Source organism: Tateyamaria omphalii (assembly GCF_014651375.1).
Taxonomy (GTDB): Bacteria; Pseudomonadota; Alphaproteobacteria; order Rhodobacterales; family Rhodobacteraceae; genus Tateyamaria; species Tateyamaria omphalii.
Window position 1 is genome coordinate 181310 of record NZ_BMWT01000003.1, and the last position, 18099, is coordinate 199408.

Genomic DNA, 18099 nt, shown 5'->3' on the forward strand with positions numbered 1-18099 from the left:
GATAATCACAGTGTTCACTGACCCAAACCGCAAGGCAGGCCATGGCCGACCCGACCCGCAAACCGCCAACGCTCAAGACAATTGCCGAGATCACGGGCCTCAGCCTGTCGACCGTGTCATTGTCGTTGCGCGATGGGTCGCGTTTGAAAAAGGAAACCCGGGACAAGATCGCGGCTGCGGCTGCCGAGGTTGGTTATGTGCCCAACCGTGCGGGCGTACGTTTGCGTACGGGGCAGACCAATGTGCTGACGCTTGTTCTGTCACCCGCCAAGAACACGATCGATTACACCCGCCAGATGATCGAAGGGATCGGGGCGCATTTGTCGGGCACCAAGTACCACCTGAATGTCATTCCCGACCTGCAGGGCGCCACGCCCGAGGAATCGGTGCGCTATGTTCTGCAGAACCGCACCTCGGACGGCATCATCCTGACCCACACAAGCGCGCGCGACCCGCGAGTCCAGATGCTGATCGACGCCGATTTCCCGTTCGTGTCGCACGGGCGCACTGAATTCTACGCGGCCCATGCCTTTCACGACTTTCATGCCGAGCGCTATGTCGAGATGGCGGTGGAGCGCTTGATCGCGCGGAGGCGCAAACGCTTTGTCTTGGTGGCTGAAGACGATGCGACGACGAACTTCGCCAAGATCACGGGCGGATTTCATCGGGCGCTGGCCCGGCATGGCCTGACCGGAGAGGTGGCCACGGAAACCGGGATCCTGATTTCCACGGATACGGCACGGGAATTCGGACAGACGCTTGCGCAGCGCAGCGATCCGTTTGACGCGATCATCAGCAACAATGAGCTGGCCACTTTGGCCCTGATGGGCGGGATGGCCGATCAGGGACAGGTGCTGGGCCGCGACTATGATCTGATCTGCCGCCAGACGACGCCCATTCTACCGACGCTGTATCCGCAGATTGACACGGTGAGTGAAGATCTGGTGGCCACGGGTCGCGAATTGGCCCGTTTGCTGATCGACCGGGTGTCGGGTGTGCCGGTCGATCAATTGCAGACGTTACATGAACCAGAGCCTATGTGGCGCAGCCTTTAGGCGGTGCCGAGAATCAGATCTGATGCCTTTTCACCGATCATGATGGCCGGGGCATTGGTGTTGCCACTGACAATCTCTGGCATGATCGAACAATCAGCCACGCGCAGGCCTGTAATCCCGCGTACACGGAGCTGTTCGTCGACCACCGCCGTCTTGTCCTGACCCATCTTGCAGGTGCCGGTCGGGTGATAGATGGACGCCGTGTTGCTGCGTGCCCAGTCCAGCGTGGCATCATAGTCGTCCATGGGCAGATCCGCGTGTGGGCGGAATTCCTCCGAAATCTTGGACGTCAGCGGCGCATGGCGGGCAATACGTCGCGCAATATTGACCCCTTCGACCACCGTTCGGCAGTCCGTTTCCGTGCTGAGGTAGTTCGGAATGATCTTGGGATAGGTGCGCCCGTCCTTGCTGACCAACCGAATCTCTCCCTTCGATTCGGGCCGCAACTGGCAAACGGACATCGTAAATGCCGAGAATGGGTCAGCGCCTTTGCCGGGATTTTCTGCAGAAAGGGGCTGGACATGGAACTGAATATCGGGGGTCTCGAGGTCGTCCCGTGTCTTCATGAACCCGGTGGCGAGGCTTGCTGCCATGGTCATTGGACCGGCCCGGAACATCAGGTATTTGAGGCCGATCTTGGCCTGTCCGAACAGGCTCGACACCTCGTCATTCAGGGTGGGTTCGTTGCACTTGTAGACCAGCCGCGCCTGCAGGTGATCCTGCATGTTTTTGCCCACGCCGGGCAGGTCGGCAACCACGTCGATTGCGTGTTCCTGCAACTGTGCCGCTTCGCCAATTCCCGACAGCATCAAGAGTTGCGGAGAGTTGATGGAGCCCCCCGAAAGAATGACCTCTTTGCGGGCTTTGACCGTCTGCCATGTACCGCTTTTGTCACGGTAGGATACCCCTGTGACCTTGGTGCCATCCAGTTCGATTTTTTCGACCTGGGCATGGGTCACGATGTTCAGATTCTCGCGGCTGCGCGCGGGGTTCAGGAACGCTACAGCGGACGAGCATCGCCGTCCGTTGCGCGCAGTTAATTGAAAGAATCCAACACCTTCCTGATCGGCGCCGTTGTAGTCGGGATTGAATTTGTAGCCCGCCGATTGAGCCGCCGCGACCCACGCATCGGTGATGGGGCGCTGGATGCGCATGTTGGAAACCGAAAGGTTGCCTTTGTCTCCGTGAAATTCATCGGCACCGCGTTCGTTCTTTTCCGATCGCTTGAACAGCGGCAGGACATCGTCCCACGCCCAGCCGCGATTGCCCATCTGTGCCCAGCGGTCATAGTCCTGAGGTTGCCCCCGGACATAGAGCAAACCGTTGAGGGATGAGGACCCGCCCAGCACCTTGCCGCGGGGCCATTCGATAGACCGGCCGTTCAGGCCCGGATCGGGTTCGGTCTTGTAGCACCAGTCCACATTCGGATTGTGGATGGTTTTGAAATAACCGACCGGAATGTGGATCCACGGGTTCCAGTCCCGACCGCCCGCTTCCAACAGCACAACCTTGGTGTTCGGGTCCGCGCTCAGACGATTCGCGATCACGCAGCCGGAACTTCCGGCACCCACGATGACATAATCGGCTTCCAAAACGACCCCTCCCTTACTTAAAGTCAAAAAAAGACTAGGCAGATTGTTCAAGCTGCGCTAGCCTTTTCTGAGATAAAACGTCTCAATAATGCGCATCAGGGAGGATTGCATGAAACTTGGGAAAAATCTCGCGGGCATTTCGCGCCGCGATCTGTTCCGTGTGGCTGGTCGTTACGGCCTGAGCTCTACGCTGCTTGCAGCGGGCAGCTTTGGCGGTGCAATGAGCCTTGCCAATCTGGCGGCAGCCGCGGAATCAACCTACGATAAACGGTTCTCGAAAGAGCCAAAGCACACGCTGAAATTTGGCGCGGCCGGCTTTAACCAGCAGAACCTGCTGATCGAGCGCGCCGGTTGCCTTGAGTTCGCGCGCGATCTCGAAGAGCGCACCGATGGTGAGATTCGCATCGAGTTCATCGGCAACAACCAGATTTGTGGTCAGCTGTCCTGCGTTGAGAAGGCGCAACAGGGTATCGTCGACATCTACGCTGCATCGACACAGAACTCCGCCGGTGGTGCACCTTACCTGAACGTGCTGGACTATGCCTACATGTTCCGTAATCGGGCCGACCAGTACCACTTCATGTACAGCCCGGACAGCCAGCGCATCCTGCGTGACCCGTTCGAAAAGCGTCACGGCCTGAAGTTCCTGTTCACCCACGCAGAATTGCGCGGCATCCAGCTGGGTCTGGCTTGGGAAGACAAGCCAACGGTCGACAACATCGACGTTCTGCGCGGCACCAAGAACCGCGTGACGGGAACACAACTTGGCCGTATCGCCATGAACGCTCTGGGCCTGAACCCTGTGCCCGTGGCATGGGAAGAAACGCTCGACGGTCTGAAGCAGGGCCTGATCGATGGCGCGGAAACTTGGGCATCGGCCGTGGCCTATGCCAACATGTCGCCCGTCGTCAGCCAGTGTGTGGACCTGCGCTTCTTCTGCGGTACGGAACACACCGCGATGAACGCGCAAACCTTCGACGGTCTTGGCGGTGAGCTGCAGGATGCGGTTATGGAATCGTCCTACCTGACACAGGTGCACGTCCAGGCCGCAAACGAAGCCGCGCTGGTCAACACTGTTGGTTTCTCGCACCCACACCAAGGTCCGGACACCATCTTTGCCCAGAACAACGTGCGCGTTGCAGCGCTGTCCGACGCAGAGATCAAGAAAGCGGAAGAGCAGTGCTCACCCGAGTTCCAACCGCAGCTGTGGGAGCAGTGGCGCGAGCGGATCAACGGCTGGGCCGGTGGCATCGACACGTACCAGGAAATCTATGACAGCGTTCGTCAGAACACGCATACCCTGGCCGAGAACGTCGAACCTCGCCGCTGGTGGCGCGGTTAATCCGGAAGCGGATTTCTCACCAAATCAATGGCTTGGGCGTACATCGCCCAAGCATCTATCCATGTCGCGTAACACCGGCATGGATTTCCGTATCCTGACGCGACAAGATGCCGGAACGGATTTGCCAGGCACGAGGGAGGTGCAGCATGGACATGATTGCGGGTATGGGAGAAATCATCTCCGCCCTGATGACAGCGGACTCGTTCGAGATCCAAACCGCCCTGCGCGGCAACTCCGGAATATGGCCGCTGGGCTTCATCGCCACCCTCGTTGGTGGGGTGCTGGTGGCGCTGCTCTACCGTGCTATTCCATTCATCGAACGCAATCTCGAACCCGCAGTGATGGTCGTGGCTTACCTTGCCATCGGCTACATCATCTTTGCCGGCGTGATCCAGCGCTTCTACCTCAGCGGTCAGCCCGCGTGGTCGACGACGCTGCCGCCCTTCCTGTTCCTCATCATGACGTGGGTTGGGTGCAGTTATAACGTTAAGCTACGCACGCATCTGGCCTTTGCCGAATTCCGCCGCGGAGCGCCGCGCGCAGTTCAATTCGCCCTCCTGGTCCTCGACGCCATCCTGTGGTTCTGCTTTGCATGGATCGTGGTTGTCACCACCTCGCAGGAAACCGTTCGGGCTGCGGCCAACTTCGCCATCATGCTCGGCACCGACAATGTGATGCAGTGGTGGTTCCTGGGTACAGTGCCCATCGCCTTTGTCCTTCTGACCGCCCGCGTGTTTGAAAACCTGGTGAAAGACATCAACAAGTACAAAAAAGGTAACGAGATGATCGAAGCCGCTGTGATCGGAGGTGACGCATGAGCGATCCAACCCTCATCACGCTGATTTCCATCGGCGTTACTCTGTTCTTTATGATGGGTGTGCCGGTTTTCCTGGTCATCGCCTATTGGGTCATCGGCATGTCCTATGTGCTGGACCTGCAACTCCTGAACATGGGCGCGGCTCTGCAGGACGTGTTCACCGACGGTTTTGCGCTTCTGGCCATGCCACTCTTCATCCTGACGGGTGACCTTATCAACCGCTCTGGTATCGCCCGGCGTCTGTCAGACTTCGCCTATGCCTGTCTGGGCTGGATCCGGGGTGGCCTTGCCATGGCGTCACTCGGTGCTTGCGGCCTCTTTGCTGCCATCTCCGGTTCGAACTCGGCTACCACGGCCACAATCGGTTCGATGTTGCACCCTGAAATGGTCAAGGGTGGCTATGATGAACGCTTCTCTGCCGCCACTGCGGCCGCGGGCGGTACAGTTGGCATCATCATCCCGCCGTCGATCATCTTTATCGTTTACGGCTTCCTGATGAACCTGCCGATCTCGGAATTGTTCGTGGCCGGTATCATTCCCGGCGCGCTCATGGTTCTGGGCATGATGCTGGCGTGCTTCATCATCTGCTGGCGCAACGGCTGGGGCTACCTGATCGCCCTGTCCCCTTATCGCGTGTTCAAAACGGCTTTGGGCGCATGGCTTGGTTTCTTCGCCATCGGCCTAGTGCTCTGGGGCATCTACACGGGCAAATTCTCTCCCACTGAAGCGGCGGGTGTAACCGTGGGCTTTGGTATTATCGCTGGCTTGGTCAGCTGGGTGATCTCCAAAACGCTTAAGATGGATCAGACCAAGGACTGGTCGGAAAAGTCCGCCGTCTCAATGCTGGTGGTTGAAGGTTTCACCATCCCGCAGATCCCCGGTATCGTTATGCGCTCGGCCCAGATCACGGGTATCCTTGCGCCGCTGATCGCGATTTCGGTGGTGATGCAGCAGATCCTGTCGCTCCTGGGCGCGCAGGAGGTGATCGGCAACTTCGTGACATCGATGGGCGGGTTCTATCCGGTGCTGTTCACCGCGATGGCCATCGTGTTCATCTTCGGCATGGTTCTGGAATCGCTGCCGGTGACGATCATCCTTGCTCCGATCTTGGCACCCATCGCGGCCAATATCGGCGTGGACCCGGTCCACTTCGCCGTGATCTTCCTCGTGGGGGCCTCCATCGGCTTCATCACACCGCCTTACGGTCTGAACCTCTACGTCGCGTCAGGTGTAACAGGCGTTCCCTACTTCAAGCTGTTGCGCTATACGGTTCCTTATCTGTTTGCTCTGATTTCAGTGTGGATTCTGGTGTCGCTGGTTCCTGACCTCGCCTTGATCCTGCTGCCGGAAAGATAAGACGCACGCGCCATGCCTGACGATCACCGCCCCCGCAAGGACACCCAAATTCCCACCAATCTGCGCCTGCTGATGGTGATGGAGGAGGTCGCCAAGCGCGGGGTGGCCGTCAAACCGACAGACCTGATCGACGCATTGGGTCTGCCGAAACCCACCGTGCACCGGCTGTTGCAGACGGCCGAGGCCGAGGGGTTCCTGCAACGCGACCTTGATGGGCGCAGCTATGGACCGGGCCCGCGTCTGCGGGCCTTGGCCGTCAGCACTATGTCATCCGAGCATCTGCGCACCGCGCGTCTGACCATCCTGCGCAGTGTCGCCGAGGAGGTGGGGGAGACCTGCAATCTCGCCACGGCAGATCGTGAGGGGATGACTTATCTCGACCGGGTAGAAACCGAATGGCCGCTGCGCATTCAGCTGCCCATCGGCACGCAGGTGCCGTTCCACTGCACCGCATCCGGCAAAATGTACCTTTCGACCCTGCGACCCCATATCCTGCGGACAGTTCTGACGACCCGCCCGCTTGAGGCGCACACCGAAGGCACGCTCGTCGACATCGACAGCATCAAGGCCGAGTTGGAAACCACGCGTATGCGCGGCTATTCGACGGATAATGAGGAATTCATGTCCGGCATGGCTGCTGTTGCGGTCCCGATCTGGGACGGGCAGGGCAAGCTGCTGGCGACTCTCTCCGCTCACGCGCCTATTCAACGCCGCAGCCTGTGCGACCTGATCGACTTCCTGCCAGCGCTCCGCCGTGGGGCGGAAGAGCTGACCCGGTTGCACACGTCGTAACTTACAGCCCGTGAAACTGGTGCTTCTCGAGAAGCGCCACCAGCATGTCGCGCGCCGCTTGCCGGTGGGCGTGGTGCGTGTCATGTGCCGTCTTCGCATCCCCCCGCGCGATCGCCTGGTAGACGACCCGGTGATCCTCGTTCGACTGTTTGGGTTTGGGGCGCATGAACAGGGTCGTGGCACGGGCCCGACGCACCTGATCGCGCATCACGGACACAACCATGCTTAGCCGTGCATTACGACCCAATCGCACAAGCTCACGGTGAAACCGGTCATCCGCTTCGGCCCAGGCCCGCAGGTCATCTGCGGCCAGAGCAGCATCCATATCGCGGATGGCGGTGGCCAGAGTGGCAAGGTCCGCCTTGGAATACTGCGCCTCTGCGGCGCGGGCGGCGGCAAGGCTCTCCAACTCGGTCAGAATATCATAGATTTCCGCCATGTCGGTGGCCGATACCGGGCTGATGCGAATGCCTCGGCGCGGGCGCATCTCGACCAACCCTTGCGCCTGCAACATCAACGCCGCCTCGCGGACGGGCGTGCGGGACATGCCCAGCTTTTCGGCCAGTTCGGTCTCAAGATGGTCAGATCCCGGTGGCAACTCCCCGGCAAAGATCATCTGGCGCAAGGCCGACACGGCCCGTTCCACATTGCTCATGGCTCCCATTACTCCACCTCGTCCAAAGTGACTTTGCAGCCCGACCCCGCCGACGCATAGATCGCGTCCTTCACGGCAATGACGCGCAGGTAGTCGCGCGCCCCGTTCTCAAGCGGTGTGCCTTCTGTCATGGCGCGGATCACATGGGATTGCAGCGCGTGCACGCAATCACCGCCAAACCCGTCCCATGTATCGGGGCCGAGGATCGTTTCGACCTCTGACAGACCGAATGACCGGCGCGTGACAGACCCATCACCGTGCAAAGCAAGTATGCCCTTGTTGCCCTCGATCAACGCCTCGCCCATGGTGCGGCGTAAGTTGTCGGCCACGTGGTCCAAATGCCGATTGCCATCAAACAACGCCCGCACCGGCCCGTGGTCAAAGATCACATGGCCTGCGTCCTCACCCGCAATCACCGGATTGATCCGGCGCAGATCAGCATAGACAGCGCTGGCGGGGCCAAAGAGATAGGCAAAGGTGTCCACCCAATGGACCGCCGTTTCATGGACCAGAAAGCGCGGCATCTGCTGGAAGTAGGGCTGGCGATCCAGATAGGCCTCGGGCCCTTGCCCATCACCCGAGCGCAGACGAAAGGTGGCGTTCAGCACCTCACCAATCGACCCGGCCGCAAGTTCTGCCTTGATCGCCCGATACCATGGCTGAAACCGGAAATTCTCGTGCACAACCAAGCGCGCGCCTGCCGCTTCGGCCTCGGCCACGATGGACCGTGCCTCGTCGATATCCATGCAGAACGGTTTTTGACAAATGATCCACTTGATCCCTGCGGTCAGGGCCGCGCGGATGGTGGCGGCATGGGCGGGCGGGGGCAGGATGATGTCCAGCAGATCGGGCGCGGCCTCGGTCAGCATCACGCCCAGATCATCATAGGCGGGGGCGCCCGTGGCCTGCGCCTTTTCCATGTCCAGATCACAGGCCCCGACCAGATCGACTCGATCCATGCGGGTCCAGCTGCCATAGTGAAACTGGCTGAAATAACCCGCGCCAGCGCAGGCCACGCGGATCATGCCAAAGCTCCTTTTACAGCCGCGGCGACCTCCGCTGTCCCGGCACTTCCGCCCAGATCACGGGTCAGCACGTGGCCCTCGGACACCACCCGATCCACCGCCTCGCGCAGATTCTTGGCGTCTGCTGCCATCGCGGGCATGTCATGCCGACTGGCCAGCCATTCCAGCATCATTGCGCCCGACAGGATCATGGCCATCGGGTTTGCCACACCCTGGCCTGCAATGTCAGGGGCCGACCCATGGCAGGGTTGAAACACCGCGTGATCGGCCCCGATGTCTGCCGACGGGGCCAGGCCAAGCCCCCCCATCAACCCCGCGCCCAAATCCGAAAGAATGTCGCCAAACATGTTTTCAGTCACCATCACGTCAAAGGACCACGGACGCTCGACCATCCACAAGGCGGTGGCATCGACATAGGCGTGATCGGCTTCAATGTCGGGGTGTTTTGCCGCCTCGGCATCGAACATCTCGCGGAAAAAGGCAAAGGCGCGAAAAACGTTGGCCTTGTCCACACATGTCACCTTGCCCGACCCTTGTCCCGACGCCTTGCGTGCCTGGGCCATATCAAAGGCAAAACGGAACAAGGGCTCGGAAATTTCACGGGTGATGCGTAGTGTCTCGCGGGCCTCATCGGCCTCAACCTCGCCGCGGCCCTGCGTATAAAACAGGCCCTCGGTGCTTTCCCGGATGAGGACAAAGTCCACGGGTTTGTCTGTTGCCAATGGTGTCGGTTGGCCGGGCCGAATGGTAACAGGGCGCACCCCCGCAAATAGGGTCAACGCCTTGCGCAATTCGATCTGGGGGGCAATCTCTGTCCCGTCAGGATAGCGGATACTGGGCAAGCCCATCGCCGACAACAGGATCGCATCTGCCGCACGGGCCGCATCCATGGACGCGGCGGGTAGGCTGTCACCCGTTTTGGCGTAGTGCGCAGCCCCCGCAGGCAAGTCGATCCAGTTCAGACCATAGCCGCTGTTTGCCGCCAGATCACTTAACAGTTCAACCGTGGGCGCCATGATCTCGGGGCCGATGCCATCCCCCTGAAACACGGCGATATCGAAACTTCTGTGCATGATGCGGGCCCCTTTCGGCATAGGCTGGTGAAAAGCGACTCGCTTCTCGTATGCGTTTGTGTATACATTAACGCACGAGTTATCAAATACCCGTTCGCATCCACTGTGACCGGACAAATAAAAGGGGCACCCCATGCCATACGCCGTCACCGTCATCTTTGATCTGAAACCGGGCACGCAGGACGCGTTCATGCCGCACATCATCAACAACGCGCAGTGTTCGGTGCGGGATGAACCGGGATGCCGGCAGTTCGACGTCTGCACTGACCCCAGCCAGCCCGATACTGTGTTCCTTTATGAGCTTTACGACGACCTTGCGGCGTTCGAGGCGCATCAACAGATGCCGCACTACCTCGAAACGGGTCCCAAGATCGCTGACATGGTCGCGGGCAAAACCCTGCGCACGTTTGAACGGGTCGATCGATGACTTACGAGGTCTACGCTATCAAGTACGCCGAACAGACCGAGCGTGTGCGCGGTAACAACTATATGTTCGAGGACAATCACGACGCGCCCGATCCCATCGATTTCTACATGTGGCTGATCCGCGGTGAGGGGCGTGTGATCCTTGTGGACACAGGCTTTGACGCCGCCGAAGGGCAGGCGCGCGGGCGACCTATCCGCCTTGATCCGGGTGAGGCTCTGAAACCCTTTGGCTTGCAGCCCGATGACGTGACCGAGATCATCGTCACCCATCTGCATTTCGATCACGCAGGCGGTCTGCACCTGTTCCCGAACGCTCAACTGCACCTGCAGGTGGCTGAGATGGCCTATGCCACGGGTCCGTGTATGTGCCACGACGTGCTGCGCGACCCCTTCACAGTGGGCCACGTGGTCGAAGCTGTGCAGCGGCTCTATTCCGGCAAGGTGACGTTCCACGATGGCGACAGCGAGATTGCCGAGGGCATCACTGTGCACCGTGTTGGTGGGCACACCAAGGGCCTGCAGGCGGTGCGGGTGCGCACGCAGGCGGGCAGGCTGGTGCTGGCCTCGGATGCGGCGCATTTCTACGGCAACTTCCTGACCGGAACACCCTTTCCCATCGTGGTGGATATGCAGGATATGCTGGACGGTTTTGCCACGATACAAAGGCTTGCCAGCGCGCGGAAGCTGGTTGTGCCGGGCCATGACCCGTTGGTGCGCCAGTATTTCCCAACTGCCATGGCCGACCATATCACGCGACTTGATGTTGGCCCGATACAAGATCCCACACAGTAGCGGGGCACGTGCTGTTCCCTATGCTGCAATTCAGATGAAAGCAGCCAGGACTGGTTTGATTGACGCGGCACCCCCGCGTGACTGGCCAGATAACGGGGTCAGGCGTTTTCCAGGCCTTCGGTAGAGAGCCCTTCGAGTTTGGGCATGAGGCGCAGGAGTTCCTTGGTGTAGTCCGCTTGTGGCGCAGCAAAAAGCTGTTCTGTGTCCGCCACTTCGACCATTTGGCCCTGCCGCATGACGCCCACGCGGTCGCACATTTGCCGGACCACCGGCAGGTCGTGGCTGATGAACAGCATGGTGAGGCCAAGATGTTCTTGCAGGTCCTTGAGGATGTTGAGCACCTGCGCCTGGATCGACACGTCGAGGGCGGATGTGGGTTCGTCGCAGATCAGGAAGCGCGGTTGCGTGGCGAGGGCGCGGGCGATGGAGATGCGCTGGCGTTGACCGCCGGAGAATTCGTGCGGGTACTTGCGGCCCGCTTCGGCGCCGAGGCCCACGCGGTCCAGAAGTTCGTCGACGCGGTCCTGGATGGCATGCCCCTCAAGCAGTTTGTGGTGGAGCACCGGCTCGGCCACGATGGCATCCACCCGCATACGCGGGTTCAGGCTGGAAAACGGATCCTGGAAGATCATCTGGATCTGGCGCCGGTAGGCATCGCGTTCTTCGCGCGAGGCCAGTTGCGTGATGTCGGTGCCGTCGAAATAGATGTGGCCGCCGTTTGTCTCATACAGCGTGGCGATCATGCGCGCGACGGTGGATTTGCCGGACCCGCTTTCGCCCACAAGGCCAAACACTTCGCCCTCACGGATGTCGAAGCTGACCTTATCGACGGCTGTGAACATCTTGCGCCATGCAGGGATGATCGAGTCGCGCTGGACGAAGGTTTTTGTGATCCCGTCCACCTGCACCAGCGTGCCGGTTTTGGATTTGGGTGGCGTGGGCCAGTTGCGTGCAAGATCTTCGATCGCAAAGCGGGTGCTGCGGCCACCGTAGGAGAGTTGCGGGAAGCGGTGGACTTTGAGTGTCGCGCGGGGCACGGCGGCGATGAGTGATTTGGTGTACTCGTGTTCCGGCGTGCCCATGACCTGTTCAGTGGTGCCGCTTTCGACCACTTCGCCTTGGTACATGACCGTGACCCGGTCGGTCGTATCGGCGATCACGCCCATGTCGTGGGTGATCAAGATGACGCCAACCTGCCGTTCGCGGGCGAGTTCCTTGATCAGGTCGAGGATTTGCGCCTGGATCGAGACGTCGAGGGCGGTCGTGGGTTCGTCCGCGATGATCACATCTGGTTCCGAGCAGAGGGCGAGGGCGATGACCACGCGTTGACGCATGCCGCCCGAGAACTGGTGGGGGTATTGTTTGACCCGTTCCGCCGGGTCGGGGATGCCGACGCGGTCGAGTAGCTCGACGGCCCGGGCCTTGGCCGCTTTGTCGCCGAGATTCAGGTGCGCTTCGATGGTTTCGGTCAGTTGGTCCTCGACCGTGAGGAGCGGGTTGAGGGACGTGAGCGGGTCCTGAAAGATCATGGAGATCTTGGCCCCGCGCAGAGCGCGCATGCCTGCCGCGTCGCGACCGCTGATCGCCTCGCCCCGGAAGCTGACGGTGCCGTCGGCGATGTGACCTGGTGGGTCGATCAGGCCCATGACGGCGGCGCCGATGGTGGACTTGCCCGCGCCGGATTCGCCCACGAGGCCGTGGATTTCACCGGGGGCGACGGTCAGGTCGGCGCCGTTGACGGCGATGAAGGTGCCGCGGCGGGTGGGGTAGTGGACCGAGAGGTCTGAGATGTTGAGGAGGTGGGTCACTGCGTTCCCTCTAAGGCAGGTCTTGGCCCGCGTTTGCTCATGACTTCGAAAGCGATCTTGGCGAACGCTTCGACGCTTTTGTACTGAGGAATTGATCTCAGGCCTTGGACGCAGGTGGTATCTTCAACGTCCAGTTCATCGAAGTCAGACAGAGCTTTGGTGTAAGCTAAACATGCGGAAACCTCTTGATCTGTGAACACAGGAGCGGACATCCACGCACAATCAAAGTCTGTCCAGTCTTCCCAGATCATAACGAGATTGTCGGTTCCCAGTGTTTGGACGTATGAGCCGTCAGCGAAAGTCTCCATGTTGACGAAAATCGTTTCTCGGAGATTGATCAAAGAGTCATCTACCATCACCGCAACCTCGGGTTCAGCGCGTCGCGCAGCCAGTCGCCCAGCAGGTTGACGCTGAGCGCCAGAGCGAGAAGCGTGCAGGCGGGGAAGAAGAGGATCCACCATTCGCCTGAGAACAGGAAGCCCTGGCCGATGCGGATCAGGGTGCCGAGTGAAGGCTGTGTGGGCGGCGCGCCGACGCCGAGGAAGCTGAGTGTGGCCTCTGCGATGATGGCGAGGGCCAGTGAGATGGTGGCGATCACCAGCACTGGCGACAGCACGTTGGGCAGGATGTGTTTGACCATGATCGCGGGGCCGCTGCGGCCGATCAGACGGGCGGCTTGTACATATTCCTTGCTCTTTTCGACCAACGTGGCGCCGCGCACCACGCGGGCGAACTGGACCCAGTCCGACAGGCCGATGGCGATGATCAGCACCCAGATTGCCATCTGGTCGCGGTATTCGATGGGCGTGACCCCTTTCGCGATGCCGAAGATGAGCATGGCGACAAGGATGCTTGGGAAGGTCAATTGCACGTCGGCGATGCGCATGATGATGGTTTCGGTCCAGCCGCCCACGTAGCCTGCGATCAGACCCAGAGAGATGCCGAGGACCATCGCGAAGAGCACGGCAGCAACGCCTACGAAGAGCGAGATACGCATGCCGTAGAGGATGGTCGAGAACACATCGCGCCCCTGATCATCGGTGCCGAGCCAGAACGTGTCACCGGTGAAGGCGTTGGGCTCCATCGGCTTGGAAAAGCCGTTCATCAGGTTGAGTGACGCCGGATCAAACGGGTTGTAGGGGGCAATCAGTGGGGCAAAGATCGCTCCCAGCACGAGCAGTACCGCGACGGTGAAGCTGACGATGGCCACCGGCGAGTGTTTGAACTGGTAAAAGAAATCCGAGTCCGCCCAGCGTTGCAGGCGGGTGGGGGCTTTGGTTTGGGTTTGGGCCGTGTCGGTCATCTTAGTGTCCTCCCGCCCGGTCCACGCGCAGGCGCGGATCGATGGCGAAGTAAAGCAGGTCCACGATCAGGTTGATGCCCACGAACATGACAGAAATCAGCATCAGGTACGCGGCCATGACCGGGATATCGACGAACTGGATCGCATTGATGAACAAGAGGCCGACGCCGGGCCACTGGAACACCGTTTCGGTGATGATGGCGAAGGCGATGATGGAGCCCAATTGCAGGCCCGTGACCGTGATTACCGGCACGAGCGTGTTCTTGAGCGCATGGCGGAAGTTGATCGCTCGCTCTTTCAGTCCACGGGCGCGGGCGAAGCGGATGTAGTCCTGTCTCAGGACCTCAAGCATCTCGGACCGCACCAGTCGCATGATCAACGTCATCTGGTAGAGGCCGAGGGTGATGGCGGGCAGGATGAGGGCCTTGAGCCCACTTTCGGTCAGGAACCCTGTCGTCCAGTTGCCAATCCTGACCGTCTCACCTCGTCCGAAACTTGGCAGCCAGCCCAGTTCGACGGAAAACAGGTAGATGAGCAGGATACCGATCAGGAAGGTGGGTAGGGACACACCGATCAGCGAGGCGGACATGATGACATTGGCCCAGAGCCCGTTTCGTCGGATCGCGGTGAAGACGCCAAGACCGATGCCAAGCGCAATCGCGAGGAAGCCAGAAACGGCCGCCAGTTCCAGTGTGGCTGGTGCGCGTTCCAGCAGGATGTCGGACACGGGACGGCCCTGGCGATAGCTGACGCCGAAATTGCCCTGCACTGCCTCTTCGAGGAAGCGGTAGTATTGCACTGCAAAGGGCTGATCCAAACCAAGCTGCGCGCGCAGCCGTTCGACATCCTCGATGGTGCGTTCCTGTCCCAGCATGTTGTCGATGGGGTCACCGACAAAGCGGAACATGGAAAAGGCGACAAGGCCCACAACCAACAGTACGAGGGCGGATTGGGCGACACGTTGGAGAACGAAGGAAATCATTTCCTCGTCTCGCAAGATGCGAAGGTATGGTCAAGGGACTGAAACAGTGTTGTGGGCATAGCACCATGAGTTTTTCGCCCCGTGAGTGGCACTAGTCCGAGCGAGTGGCGTCCCACACCGTGATTTTGAGAATGTTGCCTTCACCGATCAGCGCCACCACAAACCGTGTATTGCCGAATGCGCTGTTGCCTGGCCGGATGACGGTCATTTCAAGATCAGAGTAGCGCTCGCCCAGTTCCCGAGTCGCCAATCTGGTAAACCCGTCGTCCAGTTCCCAAAGGTGCAATTGAAGCCTTGGCTTCAGGCTGCAGGGCTTGTCATAACCAAGCTACCCGGTGATGAACCGTGGCGAGGAGCCTGAAACGAAGCGGACAACGTCAACCTTGTGTGCCAAACCTTCCAATCCCGAAGACTCGTGTTCTGCAAGGCGGGAGAATTCAGCCGAAGCGGAAGGTTGGTTTTGCTCCCAGGCGATAAGCTTGCTGCGCCCTATTGGGCTGTAATGCACAACAATCGGGCCGTTGATACAGTGGGACGGGATAAATCGTCTTGGGTTGCTGACATAGCCTGAGGTGGTGAATGTGATCCATTGCCCGCCCTGAGTTTCTTCTAGCGGTGCGATGGCATGGTCCGTGACCTTGCCGCCGCGATCTGTTGCGCCCCGCACAATACCGTTGTTTCCACCGGACATAAGTGTCGTGAGGCGCAGGTCATCATTCCCAACACGCATGACAAGCGCGCCAAATGTGCCGCCCGCCATGTCCATGGTTTTGACTTCTCCAAAGTCCTGCCTGTTCGATATGGTGGGGAGGCCCGCGGTGTCCATGGTCACGCGCCAGATGTATAGGTCGTTGTCTTGAAGCTTGGCAGCGAGGCGGACTTCGCCGTCACTGGCGCCAGGTGACGATTTGACCGAGCGAATACGTGGGCCAGTGTCGGTGCCCAATCGGTCCAGCGTACGTCTATCGGATCCGACCTCGAACGAGATGACGCGCAGGCGGCCATCGCCGTCCCGCATTGTGACGAGGACGCGGTTTTCACCACCGGGAGAAATCGAAACAGAGGTGGCCGTCCCAGCATCATAAGACGCGCGCGCGGTGCGGTCGGTGCCCGCGAATGTCAGGGCCTTCAAGGTGTCGTTGGATGTTCTGACCACCACCACATAGACGTCGCTGAGGCCATAGTTGAGTCCTGCCACATCAACTTCGCGGACGGCGCCACGTTTAAAGTCGAGTGCCTTGGTGATCGATTGTGCGGTCGCTGTCTGAGCTGTGAGGAAAAGCAGAAGGATCGAAAGAATGGCTTTCATGGCAAATACCCAAAAATAGAAAAGCAATTTCATGCGCGGCGAAACAATGTCGCGCAATCACCGTACTTGAATGGGGGGGGCTGGGTGTCTCTGCCAAACCAAGGGGAGGCAGATTCTGGCAAGTCTATGCTTGTGGTATTTCTATAGTATTGCGGCCGCCCCGGTTTTGCAGGGCGACCACGGTCTGTTTTTTCCAGCTTAGTTCACGGTCACCCAACGCAAGATAAAGAAATTGTCCGGGCGTTGTGTGAGATCGACATTGGCTTTTGCACCCCAGACCAGAGGCTGCACGTACATCGGCACGTACGCCACTTCGTCCTGAAGGATCTTGGTGGTTTCGTCCAACATGGCTTGACGTTTAGCGTCATCGATTTCCGATTGGATCATCGGCAGCAACTCGTCCACACGCGGGTCCGAGAAACCTCCGAAGTTCCACGAGCCGAGCTTCTTTTCTTCGTTCGGCGTCGCGGCGAGGAATCGGATCGGGTGCTCAGCATCGAACGTGCCCGGCGACCAGCCCAGCAGGTACATGTCGTAGTTGTCAGCGCGCAGTTCTGGCCAGTAGTTCTGGACCGGCATCGCATCAAGCACGGCGGTGATGCCGACCTGCGCCAGCATGCCTGTGACCGCCTGACAGACGGCTTCGTCGTTCAGGTAGCGGTCGTTGGGACATTTCAGGCCGAAAGAAAACCCATCTGCATAACCCGCCTCGGCCAGAAGGGCCTTGGCCCGTTCCGGATCGTACGCAGGACGGTCTGCAAGCGGCGTGGAGTAACCACGCATGGCCGGGCTGACCAATTGGCTGGCGGGTTCCGCGTTGCCGCGCATGATCGTTTGCAGAATGGCAGGCACATTGATGGCGTGGGCCACAGCCTGCCGGACTTTTGCATCCGCAAACGGGTTGGCATCAGTGGTTTCGCTGGAGTATTTCAGCGCGTCGGCCTCATGCGGGAAGCCCAGCATGATGACCCGGGCCTCGATCCCCTGGATCACCTTGACGGCGTCATTGGCGGCAAGGCGTTCGGCGTCCTGAATCGGCACCGGGTTGATCAGGTCCACGTCACCCGATAGCAGCGCCGCCACAGCCGTGGCCGGGTTTTGGATTGGGGTCAGCTCGGCTCGGGTGATGTTGTGTTCGGCTGTGTCCCACCAGTCAGCATTGGGCTCAAGTACCGTGCGCAAGCCGGGTTCACGCGCGGTCACCTTGAACGCGCCGGTGCCGTTCGTGTTCAACGTTGCGTGGTTGCCGCTTTCCTTGTCAGGCAGGGTGGTGTTGTTCGTCTCGGCCCAGCCGCTGTCCATCATCATCCAGTTGGCGATGCTGTCGGGGAAGATGGGGTTGGGGGCCGTGGTCATGATGTCGACGGTGTAGTCGTCGACCTTGATGACCTCGGACACAGGCGCGAACCAGCTGCGCGTGTCCGACGCCTCGTCGCTTGCGCGCTGGTAGGAAAAGATCACGTCGTCGGCGCTAAATTCGGCCCCATCGTGGAAGGTGACGCCCTGGCGCAGGGTGAACCGCCACCCTTCGCCTGCACCAATCGGTTCCCACGATGTGGCAAGCGCGGGCTCGATGGTCATATCCTTGCCGCGGCGGACAAGGCCCTCATAGACGTTGTTGAGAAAGCCCAGAACGGCTGCCGAGTTCACGGCGTGCGGGTCCATGGTTTGCGGGTCGGTGGTTTCGGCCCACTTGAATTCTTCGGCGATGGCTGGTGCGGCCAGAACAGTGCTGGCCAGAAGGAAAGCGCGGATCATGTATTTTGGTCCTT

General features: G+C 60.0%; 18 protein-coding genes. 7 read left to right on the plus strand and 11 right to left on the minus strand.

Annotated features, from left to right (window positions below; translation table 11 throughout):
* The first annotated feature begins 41 nt into the window (after positions 1-41).
* Positions 42-1055 (plus strand): LacI family transcriptional regulator, encoded by a 1014-nt coding sequence (locus tag IE087_RS11550; RefSeq protein ID WP_189369503.1) that lies wholly within the window; start codon positions 42-44, stop codon positions 1053-1055.
* On the opposite strand, the gene IE087_RS11555 is transcribed toward IE087_RS11550, so the two are convergent.
* Positions 1052-2647 carry a GMC family oxidoreductase gene (locus tag IE087_RS11555; RefSeq protein ID WP_189369504.1) on the minus strand — a complete coding sequence of 532 codons (1596 nt, stop codon included), beginning with the start codon at positions 2645-2647 and terminating at the stop codon, positions 1052-1054. The genes IE087_RS11550 and IE087_RS11555 overlap by 4 nt on opposite strands.
* A gap of 109 nt (positions 2648-2756) precedes the next feature.
* Between IE087_RS11555 and IE087_RS11560 the strand changes: the two genes are divergently transcribed.
* The 4 genes from IE087_RS11560 to IE087_RS11575 all read left to right on the plus strand — a co-directional run bounded on the left by IE087_RS11560 (position 2757) and on the right by IE087_RS11575 (position 6954).
* Positions 2757-3989, plus strand: coding sequence for a TRAP transporter substrate-binding protein (locus IE087_RS11560; RefSeq protein WP_189369505.1), 1233 nt, complete (start codon positions 2757-2759; stop codon positions 3987-3989).
* A gap of 146 nt (positions 3990-4135) precedes the next feature.
* Positions 4136-4807: a TRAP transporter small permease gene (locus IE087_RS11565; protein WP_189369506.1), complete on the plus strand. Its 672-nt coding sequence runs from the start codon at positions 4136-4138 to the stop codon at positions 4805-4807.
* A complete protein-coding gene (locus IE087_RS11570) occupies positions 4804-6162 on the plus strand; it encodes a TRAP transporter large permease (RefSeq protein WP_189369507.1) in 1359 nt (452 codons plus the stop codon). The genes IE087_RS11565 and IE087_RS11570 overlap by 4 nt, the downstream gene beginning before the upstream one ends.
* A gap of 12 nt (positions 6163-6174) precedes the next feature.
* Positions 6175-6954 carry an IclR family transcriptional regulator gene (locus IE087_RS11575; protein WP_189369508.1) on the plus strand — a complete coding sequence of 260 codons (780 nt, stop codon included), beginning with the start codon at positions 6175-6177 and terminating at the stop codon, positions 6952-6954.
* A gap of 1 nt (position 6955) precedes the next feature.
* Here IE087_RS11575 and IE087_RS11580 read toward each other — a convergent pair whose 3' ends face one another.
* From IE087_RS11580 to IE087_RS11590, 3 genes are read right to left on the minus strand one after another with little or no spacing between them, the layout of a single operon-like run.
* The gene (locus IE087_RS11580; RefSeq protein WP_189369509.1) at positions 6956-7618 is read right to left on the minus strand and encodes a GntR family transcriptional regulator; all 663 of its coding nucleotides are present in this window, start codon (positions 7616-7618) and stop codon (positions 6956-6958) included.
* A complete protein-coding gene (locus IE087_RS11585) occupies positions 7618-8634 on the minus strand; it encodes a Gfo/Idh/MocA family protein (RefSeq protein ID WP_189369510.1) in 1017 nt (338 codons plus the stop codon). The genes IE087_RS11580 and IE087_RS11585 overlap by 1 nt, the downstream gene beginning before the upstream one ends.
* Entirely contained in the window at positions 8631-9707 is a 1077-nt protein-coding gene (locus IE087_RS11590) for an isocitrate/isopropylmalate dehydrogenase family protein (protein ID WP_189369511.1), read from the minus strand. The genes IE087_RS11585 and IE087_RS11590 overlap by 4 nt, the downstream gene beginning before the upstream one ends.
* Before the next feature lie 133 nt (positions 9708-9840).
* On the opposite strand from IE087_RS11590, the gene IE087_RS11595 reads away from it, so the two are divergent.
* Positions 9841-10134 (plus strand): putative quinol monooxygenase, encoded by a 294-nt coding sequence (locus tag IE087_RS11595; protein WP_189369512.1) that lies wholly within the window; start codon positions 9841-9843, stop codon positions 10132-10134.
* Positions 10131-10925 carry an N-acyl homoserine lactonase family protein gene (locus IE087_RS11600; RefSeq protein WP_189369513.1) on the plus strand — a complete coding sequence of 265 codons (795 nt, stop codon included), beginning with the start codon at positions 10131-10133 and terminating at the stop codon, positions 10923-10925. Before IE087_RS11595 ends, IE087_RS11600 begins: the two co-directional genes overlap by 4 nt.
* 98 nt (positions 10926-11023) lie before the next feature.
* Here the strand turns inward: IE087_RS11600 and IE087_RS11605 are convergent, their stop codons facing one another.
* From IE087_RS11605 to IE087_RS11635, 7 genes are all read right to left on the minus strand, one after another.
* Positions 11024-12733 (minus strand): ABC transporter ATP-binding protein, encoded by a 1710-nt coding sequence (locus IE087_RS11605; RefSeq protein WP_189369514.1) that lies wholly within the window; start codon positions 12731-12733, stop codon positions 11024-11026.
* Complete coding sequence (locus tag IE087_RS11610; protein ID WP_189369515.1) at positions 12730-13089, minus strand: hypothetical protein; 360 nt, start codon at positions 13087-13089, stop codon at positions 12730-12732. The genes IE087_RS11605 and IE087_RS11610 overlap by 4 nt, the downstream gene beginning before the upstream one ends.
* Positions 13089-14036, minus strand: coding sequence for an ABC transporter permease (locus IE087_RS11615; protein WP_189369516.1), 948 nt, complete (start codon positions 14034-14036; stop codon positions 13089-13091). The genes IE087_RS11610 and IE087_RS11615 overlap by 1 nt, the downstream gene beginning before the upstream one ends.
* Position 14037: 1 nt before the next feature.
* Positions 14038-15018: an ABC transporter permease gene (locus IE087_RS11620; RefSeq protein WP_189369517.1), complete on the minus strand. Its 981-nt coding sequence runs from the start codon at positions 15016-15018 to the stop codon at positions 14038-14040.
* Between the two features lie 91 nt (positions 15019-15109).
* Positions 15110-15268 (minus strand): hypothetical protein, encoded by a 159-nt coding sequence (locus IE087_RS11625; RefSeq protein WP_229801358.1) that lies wholly within the window; start codon positions 15266-15268, stop codon positions 15110-15112.
* 78 nt (positions 15269-15346) lie between these two features.
* Positions 15347-16327 (minus strand): hypothetical protein, encoded by a 981-nt coding sequence (locus IE087_RS11630; RefSeq protein ID WP_189369519.1) that lies wholly within the window; start codon positions 16325-16327, stop codon positions 15347-15349.
* Positions 16328-16525: 198 nt separating this feature from the next.
* Complete coding sequence (locus IE087_RS11635; protein ID WP_189369520.1) at positions 16526-18085, minus strand: ABC transporter substrate-binding protein; 1560 nt, start codon at positions 18083-18085, stop codon at positions 16526-16528.
* Positions 18086-18099 lie beyond the last annotated feature (14 nt).

Excerpts from the sequence above, each read along its gene's own strand:
- IE087_RS11550 (WP_189369503.1), top strand. The coding sequence starts at position 42 with ATGGCCGACCCGACCCGCAAACCGCCAACGCTCAAGACAATTGCCGAG.
- IE087_RS11560 (WP_189369505.1), top strand. The coding sequence starts at position 2,757 with ATGAAACTTGGGAAAAATCTCGCGGGCATTTCGCGCCGCGATCTGTTC.
- IE087_RS11565 (WP_189369506.1), top strand. The coding sequence starts at position 4,136 with ATGGACATGATTGCGGGTATGGGAGAAATCATCTCCGCCCTGATGACA.
- IE087_RS11570 (WP_189369507.1), top strand. The coding sequence starts at position 4,804 with ATGAGCGATCCAACCCTCATCACGCTGATTTCCATCGGCGTTACTCTG.
- IE087_RS11575 (WP_189369508.1), top strand. The coding sequence starts at position 6,175 with ATGCCTGACGATCACCGCCCCCGCAAGGACACCCAAATTCCCACCAAT.
- IE087_RS11580 (WP_189369509.1), bottom strand. The coding sequence starts at position 7,618 with ATGGGAGCCATGAGCAATGTGGAACGGGCCGTGTCGGCCTTGCGCCAG.
- IE087_RS11585 (WP_189369510.1), bottom strand. The coding sequence starts at position 8,634 with ATGATCCGCGTGGCCTGCGCTGGCGCGGGTTATTTCAGCCAGTTTCAC.
- IE087_RS11590 (WP_189369511.1), bottom strand. The coding sequence starts at position 9,707 with ATGCACAGAAGTTTCGATATCGCCGTGTTTCAGGGGGATGGCATCGGC.
- IE087_RS11595 (WP_189369512.1), top strand. The coding sequence starts at position 9,841 with ATGCCATACGCCGTCACCGTCATCTTTGATCTGAAACCGGGCACGCAG.
- IE087_RS11600 (WP_189369513.1), top strand. The coding sequence starts at position 10,131 with ATGACTTACGAGGTCTACGCTATCAAGTACGCCGAACAGACCGAGCGT.
- IE087_RS11610 (WP_189369515.1), bottom strand. The coding sequence starts at position 13,089 with ATGGTAGATGACTCTTTGATCAATCTCCGAGAAACGATTTTCGTCAAC.
- IE087_RS11615 (WP_189369516.1), bottom strand. The coding sequence starts at position 14,036 with ATGACCGACACGGCCCAAACCCAAACCAAAGCCCCCACCCGCCTGCAA.
- IE087_RS11620 (WP_189369517.1), bottom strand. The coding sequence starts at position 15,018 with ATGATTTCCTTCGTTCTCCAACGTGTCGCCCAATCCGCCCTCGTACTG.
- IE087_RS11630 (WP_189369519.1), bottom strand. The coding sequence starts at position 16,327 with ATGAAAGCCATTCTTTCGATCCTTCTGCTTTTCCTCACAGCTCAGACA.
- IE087_RS11635 (WP_189369520.1), bottom strand. The coding sequence starts at position 18,085 with ATGATCCGCGCTTTCCTTCTGGCCAGCACTGTTCTGGCCGCACCAGCC.